This is a genomic window from Paenibacillus sp. 1-18, assembly GCF_000520755.1.
Lineage (GTDB): Bacteria > Bacillota > Bacilli > Paenibacillales > Paenibacillaceae > Paenibacillus > Paenibacillus brasilensis.
On sequence record NZ_ASSB01000244.1, the window covers coordinates 26,041 to 45,487 of the forward strand.

Annotated in this window: 14 protein-coding genes and 2 pseudogenes; 15 read left to right on the plus strand and 1 reads right to left on the minus strand. The window is 47.8% G+C overall.

Annotated elements, in window-relative coordinates:
- Positions 1-56: 56 nt before the first annotated feature.
- The 15 genes and pseudogenes from L693_RS0115275 to L693_RS0115345 all read left to right on the plus strand — a co-directional run bounded on the left by L693_RS0115275 (position 57) and on the right by L693_RS0115345 (position 17,804).
- On the plus strand, positions 57-473 hold the full coding sequence (locus L693_RS0115275) for a cupredoxin domain-containing protein (protein ID WP_025717993.1): 417 nt from the start codon (positions 57-59) through the stop codon (positions 471-473).
- A gap of 195 nt (positions 474-668) precedes the next feature.
- Positions 669-1,682, plus strand: a complete 1,014-nt coding sequence (locus tag L693_RS0115280) for an ABC transporter permease (RefSeq protein WP_025717994.1) — start codon at positions 669-671, stop codon at positions 1,680-1,682.
- A gap of 15 nt (positions 1,683-1,697) precedes the next feature.
- Entirely contained in the window at positions 1,698-2,600 is a 903-nt protein-coding gene (locus tag L693_RS0115285; protein ID WP_025717995.1) for a carbohydrate ABC transporter permease, read from the plus strand.
- Between the two features lie 77 nt (positions 2,601-2,677).
- A pseudogene (locus tag L693_RS28170) lies at positions 2,678-4,105 on the plus strand (ABC transporter substrate-binding protein); the annotation flags it as partial.
- A pseudogene (locus L693_RS32460) lies at positions 4,106-4,686 on the plus strand (family 1 glycosylhydrolase); the annotation flags it as partial.
- Between the two features lie 212 nt (positions 4,687-4,898).
- Positions 4,899-5,147, plus strand: a complete 249-nt coding sequence (locus L693_RS0115300; RefSeq protein WP_025717996.1) for a hypothetical protein — start codon at positions 4,899-4,901, stop codon at positions 5,145-5,147.
- Positions 5,148-5,489: 342 nt separating this feature from the next.
- Entirely contained in the window at positions 5,490-6,473 is a 984-nt protein-coding gene (gene cyoA / locus L693_RS0115305; protein WP_025717998.1) for a ubiquinol oxidase subunit II, read from the plus strand.
- A 25-nt stretch (positions 6,474-6,498) separates the two neighbouring features.
- Positions 6,499-8,475, plus strand: a complete 1,977-nt coding sequence (locus L693_RS0115310) for a cbb3-type cytochrome c oxidase subunit I (protein ID WP_025717999.1) — start codon at positions 6,499-6,501, stop codon at positions 8,473-8,475.
- Positions 8,475-9,083, plus strand: a complete 609-nt coding sequence (gene cyoC / locus L693_RS0115315) for a cytochrome o ubiquinol oxidase subunit III (protein ID WP_025718001.1) — start codon at positions 8,475-8,477, stop codon at positions 9,081-9,083. The genes L693_RS0115310 and cyoC overlap by 1 nt, the downstream gene beginning before the upstream one ends.
- Entirely contained in the window at positions 9,084-9,419 is a 336-nt protein-coding gene (cyoD, locus tag L693_RS0115320) for a cytochrome o ubiquinol oxidase subunit IV (RefSeq protein ID WP_025718003.1), read from the plus strand. It begins immediately after the preceding gene.
- 186 nt (positions 9,420-9,605) lie between these two features.
- Complete coding sequence (locus L693_RS0115325) at positions 9,606-10,730, plus strand: NADH:flavin oxidoreductase (protein ID WP_025718005.1); 1,125 nt, start codon at positions 9,606-9,608, stop codon at positions 10,728-10,730.
- 106 nt (positions 10,731-10,836) lie between these two features.
- Positions 10,837-11,205: an ArsR/SmtB family transcription factor gene (locus L693_RS0115330; RefSeq protein WP_007432172.1), complete on the plus strand. Its 369-nt coding sequence runs from the start codon at positions 10,837-10,839 to the stop codon at positions 11,203-11,205.
- Between the two features lie 185 nt (positions 11,206-11,390).
- Positions 11,391-13,769 carry a heavy metal translocating P-type ATPase gene (locus L693_RS0115335; RefSeq protein WP_025718007.1) on the plus strand — a complete coding sequence of 793 codons (2,379 nt, stop codon included), beginning with the start codon at positions 11,391-11,393 and terminating at the stop codon, positions 13,767-13,769.
- A gap of 320 nt (positions 13,770-14,089) precedes the next feature.
- Entirely contained in the window at positions 14,090-15,538 is a 1,449-nt protein-coding gene (locus tag L693_RS0115340) for a hypothetical protein (protein WP_025718008.1), read from the plus strand.
- Positions 15,539-15,821: 283 nt separating this feature from the next.
- Positions 15,822-17,804, plus strand: coding sequence for a heavy metal translocating P-type ATPase (locus tag L693_RS0115345; protein ID WP_231503663.1), 1,983 nt, complete (start codon positions 15,822-15,824; stop codon positions 17,802-17,804).
- Positions 17,805-17,917: 113 nt separating this feature from the next.
- On the opposite strand, the gene L693_RS0115350 is transcribed toward L693_RS0115345, so the two are convergent.
- Positions 17,918-19,441, minus strand: a complete 1,524-nt coding sequence (locus L693_RS0115350) for a DHA2 family efflux MFS transporter permease subunit (protein WP_025718009.1) — start codon at positions 19,439-19,441, stop codon at positions 17,918-17,920.
- Positions 19,442-19,447 lie beyond the last annotated feature (6 nt).

Consider the following 19,447-nt stretch of genomic DNA (forward strand, 5'->3'; position numbering starts at 1 on the left):
TACTGAGTAGAGTTGATGTGCCACATGCGGACAATCAACTGGAAGGGATGGATAGAATGAAAACATTCTTTTCAAAAAACTGGCACTTTGTGCTCATTGGTTTTGTCGCGCTTATCGTGGGCGGTTTTGCCTTATTTTATTTTCAGGGGAATGCGTCGTCGTTTCCAGCTAGCCAATCCAAGCCACTTCAAGAGCAACCGGATCTTACAAAATACAAAATTGCTACGGTCGAGGTCAAGGATGATGGCTTTTATCCTAAAAATATTGAGGTAAAAGCGGGTGTCCCGACAAAAATCAATTTCAAGAAAACTACATCTTTTACCTGCATTGATGAAGTACAGTCGCTGAAGATCGGAATGGATGTTTTTCTGGATCATGAAAATAATTATTTTGACACTCAAGACCTGAAGCCCGGTGTATATAAGTATAATTGTGGCATGTACATGTTCTATGGGACTATTACAGTAAAATAAGCTTGTATACGAATAGAGTAAACTTGTAGCCTCCAACACCTTTTGTGTGCTGGGGGCTATTTGTTTTTCCAATCCAGCTCCCGTATATCTAATTTTGAACTGATTTTTCTCCTAATTCGTCGGGTATCAGCTTTTGATCCAGCACAGTATGATAACTGTATGATAGTAGTAACCACATACGAGGAGGAGCTTGTTATGGGATCTTCAATTGAAACCGCTTCCAATCCTGGCGGCATGATTCCTGAATCCAATAGGGGAAGAACGCGCAAGGCTCGTGGGTCAAAGCCCGAACGCGGTGGAAAAGGCTTGTGGGACAGCGTGAAACAGCAAAAGTATCTTTATTTCATGTCCATTCCTTTCGTTATATGGGTGTTTGTTTTTAGTTATTTTCCACTATGGGGCTGGACGATGGCGTTTCAAAATTATAAGCCGGCCAAATCGTTTTTGGATCAGAAATGGGTAGGGTTGGACAACTTTATTGAGCTTTTTCAGGATGAACGGTTTTATCTGGTATTACGCAATACGCTGGCGATGAGCCTGATGGGCATTGTATTTGGTTTTGTTGTACCGATCTTTTTTGCAATTCTGCTAAATGAGCTGCGGGGAATGATGTTCAAGCGTTTCGTGCAGACGGTCTCCTACCTTCCGCATTTTGTATCCTGGGTGGTGGTTGCCGGATTGGTCACAAAGATGCTGTCCATTGACGGAGGTGTCGTCAACGATATATTGATAGCGCTTCATATTGTGGATGAGCCGATTCAGTTCATGGCCAAAGGGAGTTGGTTCTGGTATATTGTAACCGCTTCCGACATATGGAAGGAAACAGGCTGGAATACGATTATTTACTTAGCCGCCATCACCGAAATTGACCAGGAACAGTATGAAGCTTCGCGCGTGGATGGGGCGAGCCGCTGGAGACAGATGTGGCATATTACGTTGCCGGGGATCCGCTCGACTATTGCCGTTCTGTTTATTATGGCGATTGGACATCTGGTCAGCAACGGTTTTGAAAAGCAGTTCCTGTTGGGTAACAGTCTTGTTACGGATTATTCCGAAGTGCTGGATTTGTACGCACTGAATTACGGGATTAATTTGGGCCGCTTCTCTTACGGGACGGCGATCGGTATCTTCAACTCATTGGTCAGTATTCTGTTGTTGTTTACGGCGAACGGTATATTCAAAAAACTGACTAAAGAAAGCATCATGTAGGGAGGGAGAGACGAAATGACAACCAAGGCTTTTAACGCGACCCGGTCTGAAAAGCTATTTGACCTGTTCAATTATATCCTCATGGCTCTAATCGTGGTATTGACACTGTATCCGTTTCTGAACGTACTTGCGATTTCTCTGAACCATTCGACGGACACGGTTCGTGGCGGTATTTATATATGGCCCCGCCAGTTTACACTTGAAAATTACAAAACGATTTTCCAATACGATGGCCTTCTTCGGGGGCTGCAGGTGTCAATTTTACGTACAGTGGTCGGAACGGTGCTGGGACTCATTTGTGCATCCATGCTTGCATTTACGCTGAGTCGAGTCGATTTTCGCGCCCGTAAGTTCATATCCACCTTTCTGGCGTTGACGATGTATTTTTCCGGCGGGATGGTGCCTGTATTTATTTTGATGCGTGATTTGCAATTGCTGGGTACGTTCTGGGTATATATTTTTCCGGGACTGATTAGCGCATTTAACGTTTTTGTCATTCGTTCCTTTATGGATGGTTTGCCGTATGCGTTACAGGAGTCTGCCAAGCTGGACGGAGCAAATGATTTTACAATATATTGGAAAATCATTTTACCGCTGTGCAAGCCTGTGCTGGCGACAATTGCTCTTTTTTTGGCGGTAAATCAATGGAATGCGTGGTTTGATACGTATTTGTACAACGGAACAGCTTCGCAATGGACAACGCTGCAATACGAGCTGATGAAGGTGCTGCAAAGTACACAGCAAGGTGGCTCCAGCATGACAAATAGTAATGATATGGCGAAGCAAATGGCTCAAATTTCGCCAGAATCCATCAAAATGGCGATCACGATTACCGTTACGCTCCCCATTCTGCTCGTATATCCGTTCCTGCAAAAGTATTTTGTAGGCGGTATGACGCTGGGAGCAGTTAAATCATAACAGTTAAATCATAACAGTCGAAATTGAGAACACAGGAGGTTTGGAACATGAAAAAACACTAGTCCAGATTTGCACTCATTCCCCTGCTTGCAGTATCACTTGCTGCACTGGCAGGCTGTGGTGGAAGCCAAAACGCAGCAAAGGAAGGCTCATCCAGCGGAACCGATCCGATTACGTTTAGCTTTTTTGGGGCTGATCCAAGCCCGCAATGGAGCGGCATGAAGGATGAAATAGGCAAGGAAATCACGAAAAAAACGGGTGTAACCCTGAATGCTGAATTTGATGTCAGCGGCGGGGGCGGTAATGATCGCATTGCTTTGATGGCAGCCAGTGGAGAGTACCCGGATCTGGTTTCTGCCAAAGCGAATATCAGCAAGTTGGTGGATGCCGGAGCCATGATTGATCTAACCGATCTAATCAATGAACACGCGCCGAATCTTAAGAAGCTGTACGGCCCCTACATGAATCGGCTGAAATACAGCAGCAAGGATCAGGCCATCTATGCTATCCCTACGTATGCAGGTGTGGGACAGAAAAACTTTGATGCGACGGGTGGATTTGAAATTCAGCACAGAGTACTTAAGGAACTGGGATATCCAAAGGTAAAAACATTACAGGATTATGAAAACGTACTCAAAGCCTATGTAGCCAAACATCCGACCATTGACGGCAAAAAGACCATTCCCCTTACGCTGGACGCGGACGACTGGAGAATCATGATTACTGTAACCAATTCAGCCTACCAGACGACCGGTGCGTCAGACGATGGGGAATATAATATTGACCCCAAGACCTATGAAGCCAAGCTCCATTACAAACGCCCGGTGGAAAAAGAATATTTTCGCTGGTTAAACCACATGTACAATGAAGGGCTGCTGGATAAGGATTCATTTGTGCAAAAAAGTGACCAATACAAATCCAAAATTGCCAGCGGCCGTGTCCTCGGTCTGATTGATCAGGAGTGGGGCTATCTGGAGGCTGAAAATGCGTTAAAAACGTCGGGCAAGGCGGATGCCAGCTATGCACATTTTCCAGTTACACTTTCGGAGGAATATAAGGATCATCCCTTTCAGGATACAGGCTTCATGTCAGGTTATGGTGTAGGCATTACAGAGAGCTGCAAGGACCCGGTGCGGGTCATTAAGTTCCTTGATTTTTTAGCCTCCGATGAAGGACAGGTGCTGGTGAACTGGGGAATTGAAGGGTTGCATTATGAGATCAAGGACGGCAAACGCATGATTCCGGCAAATGTACTGGAGCAAAAAACGAACAATGCCACCAGCTTCAACAAAACAAGCGGTATGGACCTGTACACGTTGATCAGCGGACACTACGGTGATGGCGTGTAGGACCCTACGGGCAACTATTATACTACCAAATTTCCGGAACAAATTATCGCAGCCTATTCGGAGCCGGAAAGGGAGTCGCTCAAGGCGTATGGCGTAAAAACGTGGAAGGAGCTCTTTCCGAGCGAAAAGGAATTTGAAGTGAAGCCATGGGGCGCAGAAGGTTCATATCCACAGTTTTTGGTAGACTGGTTTGCGGAGCAGGGAGCCAGCGTACCGATTCAGGACGGGGATATGGACATCATTCGAGAACCGATTGATATGATCGGTATCAATTACTACAGTATGTCGGTTAATCGCTTTAATCCAGAAGCCGGTTTCCTTCAATCCGAGGAGATCAATATGGGGCTGCCTGTCACGGATATCGGCTGGCCAGTAGAATCACGAGGGCTGTATGAGGTATTACATTATTTGCAAAAATACGGCAACATCGACATTTACATTACAGAGAATGGAGCATGTATCAACGATGACATCGTAAACGGCAAGATTCAGGATGAACGCCGTATTTCGTATATGCAGCAGCATTTGGTACAGGTACACCGGGCTATTCATGACGGTCTTCATGTCAAAGGATATATGGCATGGTCCCTGATGGACAATTTTGAATGGGCAGAAGGATACAATATGAGATTTGGCATGATTCATGTCGATTTTCGCACACAGGTCCGCCCCCTAAGGAAAGCTACTACTGGTATCAAAATGTGGTAAATAATAACTGGCTGAAGACCAGACGCTAAAAAAAGCTGCTTTGACATAGCGGAGCTAGTTCTGTCTTCACTCCGGTTTGGTTTGGACAGCAGGCCCCCTGGGGTAATAATAGTCAGGATGCGCTACAGGTTGTTCCAAGTATGCAGCCGCCACAGGGATAAAAAAAGGAAGATATGTGGATACTGACAAAAATACCTGACGAGGGCGTTTGAAACTATTTTAAACCAAGGGGAGTGGAGGTATGGCTGCGAATTTTAGGAAATCTGGATCAACTGACAGGCAAATGAGCCGTACGGTATCTGTTATCGCGTGGATCGCCTGCATTGCAGGTATTATGCTTATTTTGTTTGATCTAGGAAATTTAAGTGATCGTAATATATATTTAATGGTAGGTATTGGGTGCGTAGTTGCCGGAATTTTTATTTTTCTCGTTGGGAAATCATTTGTCATTGCCCGTAAAAAGGAAGATCAGGAAAACGGTCGCAGTTAACATAAACAAGAAATGAAACAACATATTCAATGAAAACAACATCGTGGGTCTTCGAGCAGTGTAACATGATAACTGTAAGGAGGTCCGCTTTTTGCTTTAATATAGCTTCTTTGCGATATAAAATTAGCGTATTTTATGTCATTTTTTTAGTAATAAAAGATTTTAAATTTGCAAGAGAAATTTAATTTTTAGAGAGGTTTTTCACAAAAAACGGACAAATAATCGACAATTCTGTTAACAATAAAAAAAGTGGTCGCTTTTCTGCTATCTTATATAGGGGCAACATTACAGGAGTTCGTTAGAGTTTTGAGTAATTTATTATTTTAAGGAGAGGGGAACAACATGAACAAAAAACCAAAAGCGATTATTGCGTTGGTTTTGACCGTGCTCACGGTAGCATTGCTCATTTGGACGTGTTTTTATGCTGGCGGAAAATACGTTGTTTTCGATCCGAAAGGACCCATTGGGCAAGCACAAAAAGAATTGATCATTCTTTCAACGGCATTGTCTGCGCTTATAATTGTACCGGTCATGATTTTGACTTTCTTCATCGTTTGGCGGTATCGCGACACACCGGCAAATAAGGTCAAGTATCAACCCCACTGGGATGACAGCAGAAAGTTGGAGACTGTATGGTGGGCTATTCCAATTATCGTTATTTGTATTATTGCAGTGATCACTGCGAGATATACCTACTTGCTGGAGCCTTCCAAGCCGTTGGCGAGTACACAAAAGCCAGTAACCATTCAAGTGACTTCACTGGACTGGAAATGGCTCTTTATGTACCCGGAGGAAGGGATTGCTACAGTTAACCAAGTTCACATTCCTAAAGGTGTTCCAGTCCGTTTTGAACTGACTGCCGATGCCCCGATGAACTCTTTCTGGATTCCGCAATTAGGCGGTCAAATCTACACCATGTCAGGCATGGCTATGAAACTGCATTTGCAGGCGGATCACGAAGGAACTTACTTTGGCTCGGGTGCAAACTTTAGCGGTGAGCATTTTGGACAAATGCGATTTAATGTGGAAGTCCAGTCGGATGAAGAGTATAAAAACTGGGTCGCTGACATCAAGAAACAGTCCAAACCGTTGACCAAGGACGGCTATTTGGCACTTGCAAAACCAGGTTTATCCCAGCCTGATGAGTATTCTTCAATTCCAGACGGATTGTTCCAGGACATCGTAACTAAGTATGTAGTAGACGGTGCTTCTAACCCGCATGCAGGACATGGCGAAGGAGCGTCCACTGAAGATTCTTCCAAGTCTGGCACAGAGGATAAAAGTGCAATGGACATGAGTCATATGAATATGAGCGGACACAATTAAATGATTATAGGGAAGGAGGCCCCCAATGCTTGAGAAAATAAAAGAGTTTGCATCCACTTTCTTCATTACTGGAGATCCGATGATTTATGGAGCGGACGTTTCTATCGCTCTTGCGACGATCGGGATCGTGTTTGTGCTCACTTATTTCAAAAAATGGGGCTGGCTTTGGAAAAACTGGTTGACTACCGTTGACCATAAAAAAGTCGGTATCATGTATATCCTCGCGTCCATCTTGATGTTATTCCGCGGAGGCGTGGATGCATTATTGATGCGTATTCAGCTTGCTACACCGGATGTTACACTGCTGCATCCTGAGCATTACAATCAGATCTTTACAACACACGGCACGATCATGATCTTGTTTATGGCGATGCCTTTGATGTTTGGTTTGTTTAATATCGCGGTACCTCTGCAAATTGGTGCACGCGATGTGGCGTTCCCTTTCCTGAACGCACTAAGCTTCTGGCTTTTCTTTATGGGAGCGATGCTGTTCAACCTGTCCTTCGTCATTGGCGGTTCGCCGGATGCAGGTTGGTTGAGCTACCCGCCGCTTTCTGAGCTGCAATTTAGTCCCGGCGTTGGCGAGAACTTTTATATCTGGGGTATTCAGATTTCCGGTATAGGTTCATTGGCTACAGGGATCAACTTTATTGTTACCATTATTAAAATGCGCGCACCTGGTATGACTTGGATGAAAATGCCTGTCTTTACGTGGTCCGTATTTTCATCATGTGTTATTATCATTTTCGCGTTTCCGATTCTGACGGTTACTTTGGCTTTGCTATTCCTTGATCGCTTCGGAGGAGGACACTTCTTTACCCTTGACCTTGGCGGCAACCCGATGATGTATATCAACCTGATTTGGATGTGGGGTCACCCTGAGGTATACATCGTAGTATTGCCTGCTTTCGGTATTTATTCCGAGGTCATCAGTGTATTCTCGAAAAAGAAATTGTTTGGCTACAAATCCATGGTTTACGCTATGTTCATTATTGCGATCTTGTCCTTCTTCACCTGGGCGCATCACTTCTTCACGATGGGATCAGGTGCAGATGTGAATGCATTCTTTGCGATTTCCACGATGGTTATCGCAATCCCAACAGGGGTTAAGGTGTTTAACTGGCTGTTCACGATGTATCGGGGGAAAATCGAATTTAAAACTCCGATGATGTGGTCTATCGCATTTATTCCGAACTTCCTGATTGCAGGTTTGACGGGCGTCATGTTGTCTGTAGCGCCTGCTGACTTCCAGTTCCATAACAGTTACTTCCTGATCGCTCACTTTCACTCCGCTCTGATTGGCGGTGTAGTGTTCGGTTATCTGGCTGGTCTGTACTATTGGTGGCCTAAAATGTTCGGCTTTACGCTGCCTGAAACGCCTGGCAAATGGGCTTTCTGGTTCTGGAACATCGGTTTCTATGTATGCTTCATTCCGCAATATTCCCTTGGTTTAATGGGTATGACACGTCGTCTGAGCACTTACGGCTGGGATACTGGCTGGCAGCCGCTTAACTTTGTTTCAACCATTGGGGCCTTCCTGATGGGGATTGGTTTCTTATTCCAGGTTCTCCAAATTCTGCTGGGTATCAAGAATTTCCGTAAGCTGAAGGATACAACAGGCGACCCATGGGGTGGCCATACGCTCGAATGGTCGATTCCTTCACCTGCACCGGAATACAATTTTGCTACCATCCCGCAAGTGGAAGAACGTGACGACTGGTGGGCAGAGAAAGATAAACGTGCAAAAGGTATTTTCAGAAAGCAACCGCCAATTGAAGCAATTCATATGCCGAAAAACTCGGCGATTCCGTTCATTATGGCGGTATTCTTTTTCATCGCAGGCTTCGGATTCGTATTCGGTTGGTCGTTCTTCTATATTCCAGGGCTGATCGGTGTGGCAATTTGTATGATTTGCCGTTCGTTCTTCTCCTATGATGGCGACTACTATATCCCTGCGGATGAAGTTAAACGCACGGAAGCCGCAATAAGGGGGTCTGTATAATGGCACAAGCAGCAGCACATCAAAGCCATGATCATGACCACGGACATCACGATCCGCAAGAATTGAAGATGCTTGGTTTTTGGATCTTCCTCGTAACGGACGTGATCCTGTTCAGTACCTTGTTTGCTACCTTCGTCGTCCTTCGGAACAATACAGCCGGAGGACCGGGGGGCGCAGAGCTGTTTAACATGACGGGCGTTATTATTGAAACGTTCCTCTTGCTTACAAGCAGCTTTACAAGTGGTCTGGCCGTGTTGGCCATGAACAAGGGAAGCCTGAAGGGATTAATCAGCTGGTTAATCGTGACGGCGATCCTGGGTCTTGGTTTTATCGGTTTTGAAGTTTACGAGTTTGTTGAATTGGTACACGAAGGAGCCAATTATGGAACCAGTGCATTCCTGTCGGCATTCTTCACTCTGGTCGGTACACATGGACTTCACGTTTCCTTGGGTCTGGTGTGGATGATCGGGCTTATGTTGCAGGTGAAAAAGCGCGGGCTTACTCCTGAAACGAAGGGTAAAGTCTCAGCACTGAGCTTATACTGGCACTTTTTGGACGCTGTCTGGATTTTCTTGCTGTCAGTCGTTTATTTGATGGGGGTGATGTAGATGGCACAGCATCAATCAGGAGCAGGTTCGCATGGTCATGATGATTCTCACGGTTCAGTGAAATCCTATGTTATCGGGTTCATTCTGTCCATCGTACTGACCATCATTCCTCTCGGTGTGGTTATGAATCATATGTTGAGCCGTACTTCAACCTTGGTCGTTATTTTGGCCACGGCAGTGCTGCAATTTCTGGTTCAGCTATTTTTCTTCATGCACATCCGTGAGAGCAATGGACCACGCTGGAATGTCATGACTTTGATTTTTGGTGTAGTTATCCTGTTGACCATTGTTGGTGGTTCCGTATGGATTATGGAATACAATATGGTGGCACACTAATAGAATGGTGTAAGCAGCACCGTATAAAAGAGGGATCGGCTTTAAGCCGATTCCTTTTTTTTGTGTAAAACATGTCGGGACATATAACTGTGGCTTCTTGAACTCTAGTTTGTATATGTGTAGAATAAAATTGTATAGCAGAAGTTTAAAAACGATAATACTAATGGAGAGCGGAGGAACAAAGTAATGAATACCGAATTATTGTTTGCGCCCTTTAAGGCAGGGAATTTATCTCTTCCCAACCGGATTGTTATGGCTCCAATGACACGGAATTTTTCCCCTCAAGGTGTTCCCGGCCCTGAGGTTGCTGCGTATTATCGTCATCGTGCGGAGAATGCAGTGGGCTTGATTGTTACCGAGGGAACTGCGATTAATCATCCATCAGCCGTAGAGCACACGAGTATTCCTAACTTTTATGGTGAGGGATTAAAGGGATGGGCGAAGGTTGTAGAGGAGGTTCATGCGGCAGGTGGCAAGATTATACCGCAGCTCTGGCATGTGGGTACAGCTCGCCAAATAGGTGCGGATAACCAACCGAATCCCGAGGCATTGCCTGTCGGCCCGTCCGGTATTTCTCCTGCCGGTGAAAAGGTAGTTGAGCCGTTGACCGAGACCGAGATTGCTGATATCATCACAGCCTATGCCCAGGCGGCAGCAGATGCAAAACGGATCGGCTTCGACGGCATTGAGCTTCATGGAGCACACGGCTATTTAATTGATCAGTTTTTCTGGGACAAAACGAATAAGCGTACAGATCAATACGGAGGCAATTTGGTTCAGCGTACCCGGTTTGCGGTAGAGGTCATTGAGGCCTGTCGCCGAGCAGTGGGCCCGGATTTTCCGATTGTACTGCGATTTTCTCAGTGGAAGATGTACCATTATGGAGAAAAGCTGGCACAGACACCGCAGGAGCTTGAACAGTTTTTGGCTCCATTAGTGAAGGCCGGGGTAGATGTATTCCACTGCTCAAGCCGCCGTTTCTGGGAACCGGAGTTTGAGGGTTCTGATCTAACTTTAGCAGCATGGACCAAAAAGCTAACAGGCAAGCCCGTTATTACTGTAGGCTCCATTGGCTTGGAGAAGGCGTTTTTGAGTGAGCTGGAAAAATCTCATCATAGTGAGAGCAATAAATCAAATAGCGTTGAGGCGAGACTAGAACAGCTTGTTGGGCTAGTAGAGCGAGAAGAGGTTGATCTGATCGCGGTTGGGCGGGCTTTACTGGTAGACCCGGCGTTTGCGGTCAAGCTGCGGGATCAACAGATAGAAGCAATTATCCCTTACAGTGATGAAGTTTTGAAATCGTTGAATTAAGCTTGAAATTTCTCTGTTACAGGGCAAGCTGTAATATAAGCTATTCGTAAATTCTACGAATTTGCTATAATAGGAGCATCAAGTCGAAACACATGGGGTGAAAAGGATGAATTCTGAAACGGAAGCTTTGGATTGCGAGCCGGCTTGTCACGGTTCAGACCAAGAAATTGAGCGCATAAAATCTTCCCTTGTTGAGGATTCCATCGCATACAAAATGTCGGAGTTGTTCAAAGCACTGGGCGATCCGACACGGATTAAGCTAATATACGCCCTGGCTCAAAAGGAACTGTGTGTCCATGATCTGACTCAGGTGTTGAACATGGGCCAATCTGCGGTATCCCATCAGCTTCGTTACTTACGCAACCTGCGTATTGTCAAACGGCGCAAGGAAGGCAAGACGGTGTTTTATTCGCTGGATGATAATCATGTGGAGCAGATCTTTTTGCAAACCCACCAGCACATTTCACATCAATAGTTTTTTGAATAAATAAACAGCAGGGCGCCAAGGGTTGGCGCTCTTTTGGTGCTTGTCCGTTGAAAATGATTTTTTTGGTAAAAAGGGCTATTATCATTGACTTCTGCCCCTAATTCTGAATATAATGGCCTTAACAAATAATATATGAACAAGTGCTCATATATAGTTATCAGGAGGCCAATGATATGGATGCTCTGAAAAGAACGGAACGTCACGAATGGGTTTTGGAAGGCTTGGATTGCGCCAACTGTGCTCTAAAGATTGAAAATGGAGTCAGTAAAATAGAAGGTGTTCTTGATTGCTCGGTCAATTTTGTTACGAAAACATTGACGCTGACCGCAAGCTCGGACCAAAAAGAAGAGGTTCTTCGTCAAACGGAACGCAAGGTTTACAGACTGGAGCCGCACATACGGATGATTGTCAAAAATGCCCGGGGACGCTTGCGTGAAGACAGTCGAAGTGAGGCTGGCACAGCGCAGGCAGGAAGTACAGCGGACTGCGCATGCGGTGGTCATGAGCATGCTGAACATCATCACTCGCATGCTGGTCATGACCATAAGGATCATGCAGATGGTAAACATGCACACGCGCCTCATGATCACCACACAGCGGATGGTCATAGTCATGCCACTCATTCTCATTCGCATTCGCATGGAGATGACAACCACGCCGGGCATACCCATGATCATGGTACGGAAGGTATGCGCCCTATGATTACACGCTTGGCTGCCGGTGCAGTCATTGCTGCTGTTGCCTGGTGGTTGCCCGTGGAGGGTGTGGGCAAGCTGGCTCTGTTTTTGCTGGCATATATCATCGTTGGCGGCGATGTTGTCCTACAGGCTGCGCGCAGTCTGGTGCGGGGAATGGCCTTTGACGAATATTTCCTGATGACACTGGCTACGGTAGGCGCATTTGCGATTGGAGAATACCCTGAGGGCGTAGCCGTCATGTTCTTTTATCAGATCGGAGAGCTGTTTCAAGGCGTTGCTGTCAACCGTTCGCGCAAATCCATCGGTGATCTGATGGATATTCGACCAGACTATGCCAACCTGAAGACGGCTGGCTCTGTACGGAGGGTTTCGCCAGAGGACGTGCGCATAGGTGATTTGATCGTGATTAAGCCGGGCGAGAAGATTCCGCTGGATGGTAAGGTTGTAGACGGTGAATCGCATGTGGATACCTCGGCGTTGACAGGTGAATCTGTGCCTCGTACCGTTGAGCCGGGAAGCAGCGTATTGAGCGGTTTTATAAATACGAACGGGTTTTTGACTGTAGAGGTCGGCAAGGAATTTGGCGAATCCACAGTCTCTAAAATTTTGGAGCTTGTGCAAAATGCGAGCGCCAAGAAAGCGCCGACTGAAAAATTTATCACCAAGTTTTCCCGATACTACACCCCTGTTGTGGTTATCGTCGCACTGCTGCTGGCGGTCGTTCCGCCGCTTGTTGTACCGGGTGCACAGTTTGCTGATTGGATATACCGCGCGCTTGTTTTCCTCGTCATTTCTTGTCCATGTGCGCTGGTGGTATCTATTCCGCTGGGTTTCTTTGGCGGAATCGGGGCAGCGTCACGTTCAGGTGTGCTGATCAAGGGCGGGAACTATCTTGAGGCTCTGAATGATGTAAAGTACGCTGTTTTTGATAAAACAGGCACGCTCACCAAAGGTGTTTTCCGCGTAACAGGGATTTATCCTGCCGAAGCCTTTACGAAGGAAAGTCTGCTGGAAACCGCCGCATTGGCGGAGCTGCACTCCACGCATCCTATCGCAGCATCTCTGCGTGAATCCTATGGCAAAGAGCTTCTGACAGAGCGGGTTCAGCAGTATAGTGAAATATCCGGTCACGGGATTCAAGCACAGATTGATGGTCGTCTGGTGTTGGCCGGGAATGCGAAGCTGATGGAGCGGGAGCATGTTGCTTTTGACGCAGCACAGCAGGCAGGGACGTTGGATGAAGGAACGGTCGTTCATGTAGCCGTAGATAAAGTTTATGCCGGATGCATTCTGATCTCGGATGAGGTCAAGGAGGACGCAGCGAGGACGATTGCTTCGCTGAAAAAGCTGGGTGTGGTGAAAACGATCATGCTAACGGGTGACAATCGGACGGTTGCTGAGGCTATAGGACGCCAGCTGGGTCTGGATGAAGTACGGGCAGAGCTGTTGCCTCAGGATAAAGCAGAAGCGATTGAGCAGCTGTCTGCAACTAAGAAAACGAGCGACAAGGTTTTATTTGTGGGCGATGGCATTAATGATACCCCTGTGCTGGCACTGGCAGACGTAGGTGTAGCGATGGGCGGTTTGGGTTCGGATGCTGCGATTGAGGCAGCAGATATCGTAATTATGAACGATGAGCCCTCAAGATTGGTTACGGCGATTCATATCGCCAAGCGTACGCGTCGTATCGTATGGCAAAATATTATATTTGCGTTGGGTGTCAAAGCGGTATTTCTCACGTTGGGCGCGTTTGGTATTGCTACCATGTGGGAGGCTGTATTTTCCGATGTAGGTGTAACACTACTGGCCGTATTGAATGTGATGCGTGTATTGAAGGCCCGCTCTTACGAATAAAACTTACAAGTAAAAAATGAACACTTCCGGACTAACATTGGATGTATGCATCCTGTGAAATCCGGGGGTGTTTTTTTATAACCAGCACGTTTCGAATGGAGCTTGCTGTTGGCAGTAATGGAGGGGGTTTTAAGATTTCTGCTCGTTGTGTAGAGATGTATAAAAGCAGGGTTTACCTAATACGTTAAGGTAGGGACTTTACAGGTAAGGTCCATGTGAAATTGGCTTGCCCATTAATGAGTAAACGCTCTCTTTTTTGGGTGGTTTACTCGAATTCGTGTGTGCCAACTTGCTGATGGAAGAAAGGATGGATTAGTAGCATGGAGGCTAAACTGATGCATGTATTCGCAGAGCTGCTGGACAGCCAAAACAGCCGGGATCGCGAGGATCAAGGGTCGGGTAGCAAGGCTGCTGCGCGAAGGCTGATCGTCAATTCGTTTATGGCAGGGTACAATGAAATCTCTGCTTCGCAGGAGGCAGATCCGCTGAACTGGCTGGTCAATTTAGCCGATCAGGGCCTAATCAGTCGGGAAGAGGCATTGCTGGCTGCGAACCCGGAGTTACTTGAAGAAATCACGCTGAATAAGGGGAACACCTACGGCAGGGAAGCGATAGATTCACTATTAAAATGGAGCGATGAATACAGACGCACGCCTATACGAATTTATGCGGATGCTTCTGCAAATGTCAGTCGTATAGGTACAGAGCCAGCATCCAGACTGGAAGTAGAAAGTCTTGACGGCTACTGCCTTCTGCACGGCCCCTTGTCACAGACACCTAGCCGTGTAGCGGAATTATGCTATGCCTACCTGGATGCCGCAGAGTCTGGGCAGATGGGGTATGTCCCTGACGGGAAGCCCAATCCCATCCTTATTCCCGGTGCCTGTGCATCAGACATTTACAAAAGCTTTAATCAGGCTTCTGGCTTGCCAGGATTGTGTGAGCATTTGTCCCGGAGAATCATCGGCCTGCTTGAAACAGAGTATGAAGGCCTGTTGGAGGCTCTCAACGGATCACCGCTCACGATAGCCCTGCTCGAACAAACCAACGTAGTAGGGATTGGAAGCCTGCAGGATATGCAATTGGAGGCATTGCTGCGTGCAGCGTTGCGAAACGTACGCCAAGGGGGAGAACCACAGCTGGAGATTATAGTACGCAATCCGGCTGATGCTAATCAATTCCGGGCAACCCGAGACTGGATTGATGGTGTTGCGGAGCAAACCTTATGTGGACGTTTGCGGTGCATTCCATATCGGGTAGGCGTGCTTTTGACAGTTGATGCGCCTTTAACGCCTGACGTAAGCCTCCCATGGAACGGGCAGGGCGTACGTTCCGGGGAGTTCGCCAGTGCCAATAATATGCCAGAAGTGAAAGCGAAACAGATCAAGCAGGCGACTCAAGCCGCAGATATGACACGTTTTGCCGATATGATGATTTTGAATGTGGCACCGATTCCATCCGATAGCAGTGAGACTGAGGACCGGCTAAATCCAGCTTGCGCTGATGGTCATATGAATGCTGATGCTACGATAAAATGCATAACAGATGCTATCCGGCGTGTAAAGCCAGAGCTTTCCATCTGGGTGGCGTTAGATGAGATTCGCCAGTCTCTGGATGGAAATACGATTTGGGGAAGCGGTTTGACGGGTATCATTTGTCCAGACGAAGCAGTCTCCAAGGCACGTCTGGCGGCTGCACGTTATAAACTTTTGCAATACGCAGAGCAACAACAGTTTCCCGACGTTTTACACAAAAATGCACAGCAATGACTGCTTTAAAATACAAAGAATACCTGCGTTGTCGCCGCGGGTATTCTTTTTTTATTTGAGCCATTACGGGTTTACAACAAGAAAAGAAGGGTATATAATAAAGCAAAAGTTTCACTAAACCAAAATAATTGTATTAATGCAAAAATGATTATCATTCTCATTGCCAAACATGCTGCTTCGGGCTTCCCGAAGCAGCATGTGCTATTTTAAGGCCCTTAACAATGGATATCATTCTCAATGAAATGCAGGCACAAATAACAAATATGGAAAGGAACGTGACATGATGCAAGCTGTACAACAAATTCAAAAGACACTATCACCTTCTGATCAAATACGTTCAAAAAACAGTGGCAGCGGACGACCCGGCCCGAATCGCAAGCCACAGTTTCAGCTTAAAAGCATGCTGAAAAACAAGGAGATGCAGGCTGCCCTGGGCAGCGGAATGCTGATGCTGATGGCATGGGGCATTTCGCATTGGTCGCAATGGCTATCGGTCATTCTGTATGTGGTGTCCTATGCTTTGGGGGGATGGTCCAAGGCCAGAGAAGGGATCGAAACACTGATCCGAGAACGTGATCTGGATGTTAATCTGCTTATGATTGCAGCGTCTCTGGGAGCTGCGACCATTGGCTATTGGAATGAAGGAGCCATGCTGATTTTCATTTTTGCACTCAGCGGTGCTTTGGAGAGCTATACAACCGAGCGCAGCAGCAAGGATATTTCCGAGCTGATGGCTCTGAAGCCGGAGACGGCCTTGCGTTTGTCCTCCGAGGGGACAGAAACTGTCGGCATTGAGCAGCTGCTGCCAGGTGACCTGCTGCTGGTGAAGCCGGGCGAGCTGATACCAGCAGACGGCCGAATTTCCAAGGGCATGTCGGCGGTAAACCAGGCATCCATTACCGGGGAATCCGTTCCGGTGAATAAGGTGGCGGGTGACGAGGTATATGCGGGCACCATTAATGGGGAAGGCGTGCTGTACGTAGAGGTTAGCCAGTCCTCTGAAGACACTTTATTTTCAAAAATTATTCGTATGGTAGAAGAAGCCCAGACCGAGGTTCCAGATTCCCAGCGGTTTATCAAAACATTTGAGTCGGTGTATGCCCGAATTGTAGTTGTTGTCACGCTGATTGTCATTGCAGGTGCGCCCATCGTATTAGGCTGGACGTGGGCAGCAGCCTTTTACAAGGCGATGGTGTTTCTCGTTGTTGCCTCGCCATGTGCCCTCGTATCTTCCATCATGCCAGTGATGCTGTCGGCCATTTCCAACCGTGCCCGCCGGGGTATCCTATTTAAAGGTGGCGCGCATGTGGAAAATATGGCATTGACTTCTGTTGTTGCTTTTGACAAAACAGGCACGTTAACGATGGGAACGCCAGTCGTCACCGATTGGATTACCGCCTCAGACTACGATACGGATGAGCTTGTGCACATTGTCGCCACGATCGAAAGCTATTCTTTGCATCCGCTGGCCCGGGCGATTGTAGCCAAAGCCGAAGCCGAGCTCGGATCGAGAGAGCCTCTCGCAGCCGAGCAGGTACAGGCAATCACCGGATGGGGGATGGAGGGCATCATCGGCGGAGTGAAGTGGAAAATCGGTCGCACAAATGTGCTGGATGAATCTGGTCCTCTGGCAGAGCCGGAGTGGATAGAGACTCGCGCCCGACTGGAGGCTGAGGGCAAAACCGTATCCATCATCCTCGCGGATGACCGGATTGCCGGGATGCTGGCACTACGTGACGAGCTGCGTCCACAGGCGCAGGAGTCCGTGAAACGCCTGCAGGCACAGGGCATCCGGGTCGTCATGCTTACAGGAGACCGGCCAGAAACCGCCGCCGTGATCGCAGCGCAGGCCGGTGTCGACGCCGTATATGCCGGCTTGATGCCGGAGGACAAAGTCAGCCATATTCGCATGCTGCGGGAGCAGTATGGGCATGTCGTTATGGTTGGCGACGGTGTAAATGATGCTCCGGCGTTGACCGCGGCAACCGTCGGACTAGGCATGGGTATGCACGGCAGCGGAGCCGCGCTGGAGGTTGCAGACGTCGTGCTGATGAACGACGGAATTGAAGAGATTGCGCCGACGATAGCGCTGGCGCGCAAGGCGCAGCGGGTGGTCAAGCAAAATATGATCTTCGCCGTAAGTGTCATTCTGCTGCTAGTGGTTAGCAACTTTGTGCAGAATATAGCCCTGCCATTTGGTGTTATTGGGCATGAGGGCAGCACAATACTTGTTATTTTGAACGGCTTGCGCTTGCTGCGTTCATAAGCTAATAAATCACACGATGACCAACAAGAAGGAGCATTCCACCCTCTTAAAATCCAAGGGGTGAATGCTCCTTCTGTCCATCTCAGACATCTGGCTCGCCCAGGTACTGCACGCTATCTTCGGCGTGGTGTAGAGCGGCGCAAGAACAGGGAGAAAACAAGCCCTGCTAACGCAATTCCTGTGGCAATGATAAAGGCATCATTAATGCCATGGATCGTCGATTCTGTAACGGCACTTCGGTATACCTGCTGTAGTGCCAGCGCTGAGCCGGTTTCCGCCGAAACGCCTGCCGTTTGCGCAAGGGTTTGTCCCAGCTGTGATACCCCTTCCGCTACGGAGGCATTGGCTGTAGTAGCCACATTCGCATAATCCGCCAAATGAATCGTAGTCCGACTGCTCATTACAGTAATAAGCCAAGCGGTACCAATGGAGCCAGCAATTTGCCGCACCGTATTGGACATGGCTGTGCCGTGGCTGCCGAGATGGGGAGGAAGCTGATTTAGTCCCTCCGTCTGTACGGACATCATCAGCAAGGACATACCAAAGCTGCGAATCGTATAGATGACCATAATGTGCCCGTAGGTGGTCGCATCGGTCAGCAGACTGAATTCCCATGTCGTCACTGCTGTAATGATCAGTCCGACAATCGCCAACGGCCTTGCGCCAATTCGGTCGAAAATGGCCCCCGATATCGGTGACATTACACCCATCAGCAACGCACCCGGAAGCAGTAGCAGACCAGATTGCAGCGGCGTAAAACCGCGTATATTTTGCAGATAGATCGGTAGTAGCAGCATCCCGCCGAACATCGTCATATTGACCGTAGCCCCAACCAGCGTTGATACTGTGAAAATATCATATTTAAACACACGGAACTCCAGCATGGGCTGTATCATGTTCAACTCACGCACGACAAAAAATAGAATAAACACGATCCCGGCAGCGAGGGAAAGTACGACGATGTTGCTGCTCCAGCCCTTGTCCCCGGCGGAACTAAAGCCATACAACAGAAGGCCGAAGCCAAGGGTGGAAAAAATAGTCCCCAGCAGGTCAAACTGCGGCTTCGTTAGCTTGGACACATTTTTGAGCCAGCGTACGGCGAACAGAATATCAATGATCGCCAGCGGAATAACGAGCAAAAATAGCAGCCTCCAGCTATAGTGCTCCACGATCCAGCCGGATAAAGTTGGTCCGACCGCCGGGGCAAACATCATAGCGATACCCATCGTACCCATGGCGGCACCACGTTTTTCCGGGGGGAACACCGTCAGGAATACGTTCATGACCACAGGCATGATGATGCCCGCTCCGCTGGCCTGAATGACACGTCCGACCAGCATGGGGGCAAAGCCGGTACTGGCAGCGCAGACGACAGACCCGGCGGTGAACAACCCCATCGCGGAGATAAAAAGCGCACGGGTTCCGAATGACTCAATCAGGAAAGCGGTGATTGGAATCAGAATCCCGTTCGTCAGCATATACCCGGTGGATAGCCACTGAACGGTAGTAGCCGACACATTAAAATCATTCATCAGGTGTGGGATGGCCACGTTTAGCAGCGTTTGATTCAAAATCGAAATGAAGGCGCCTAACAACAGTACGGACAGAATGCGCCCGACGGACATTTTTTGATCCATGACAGC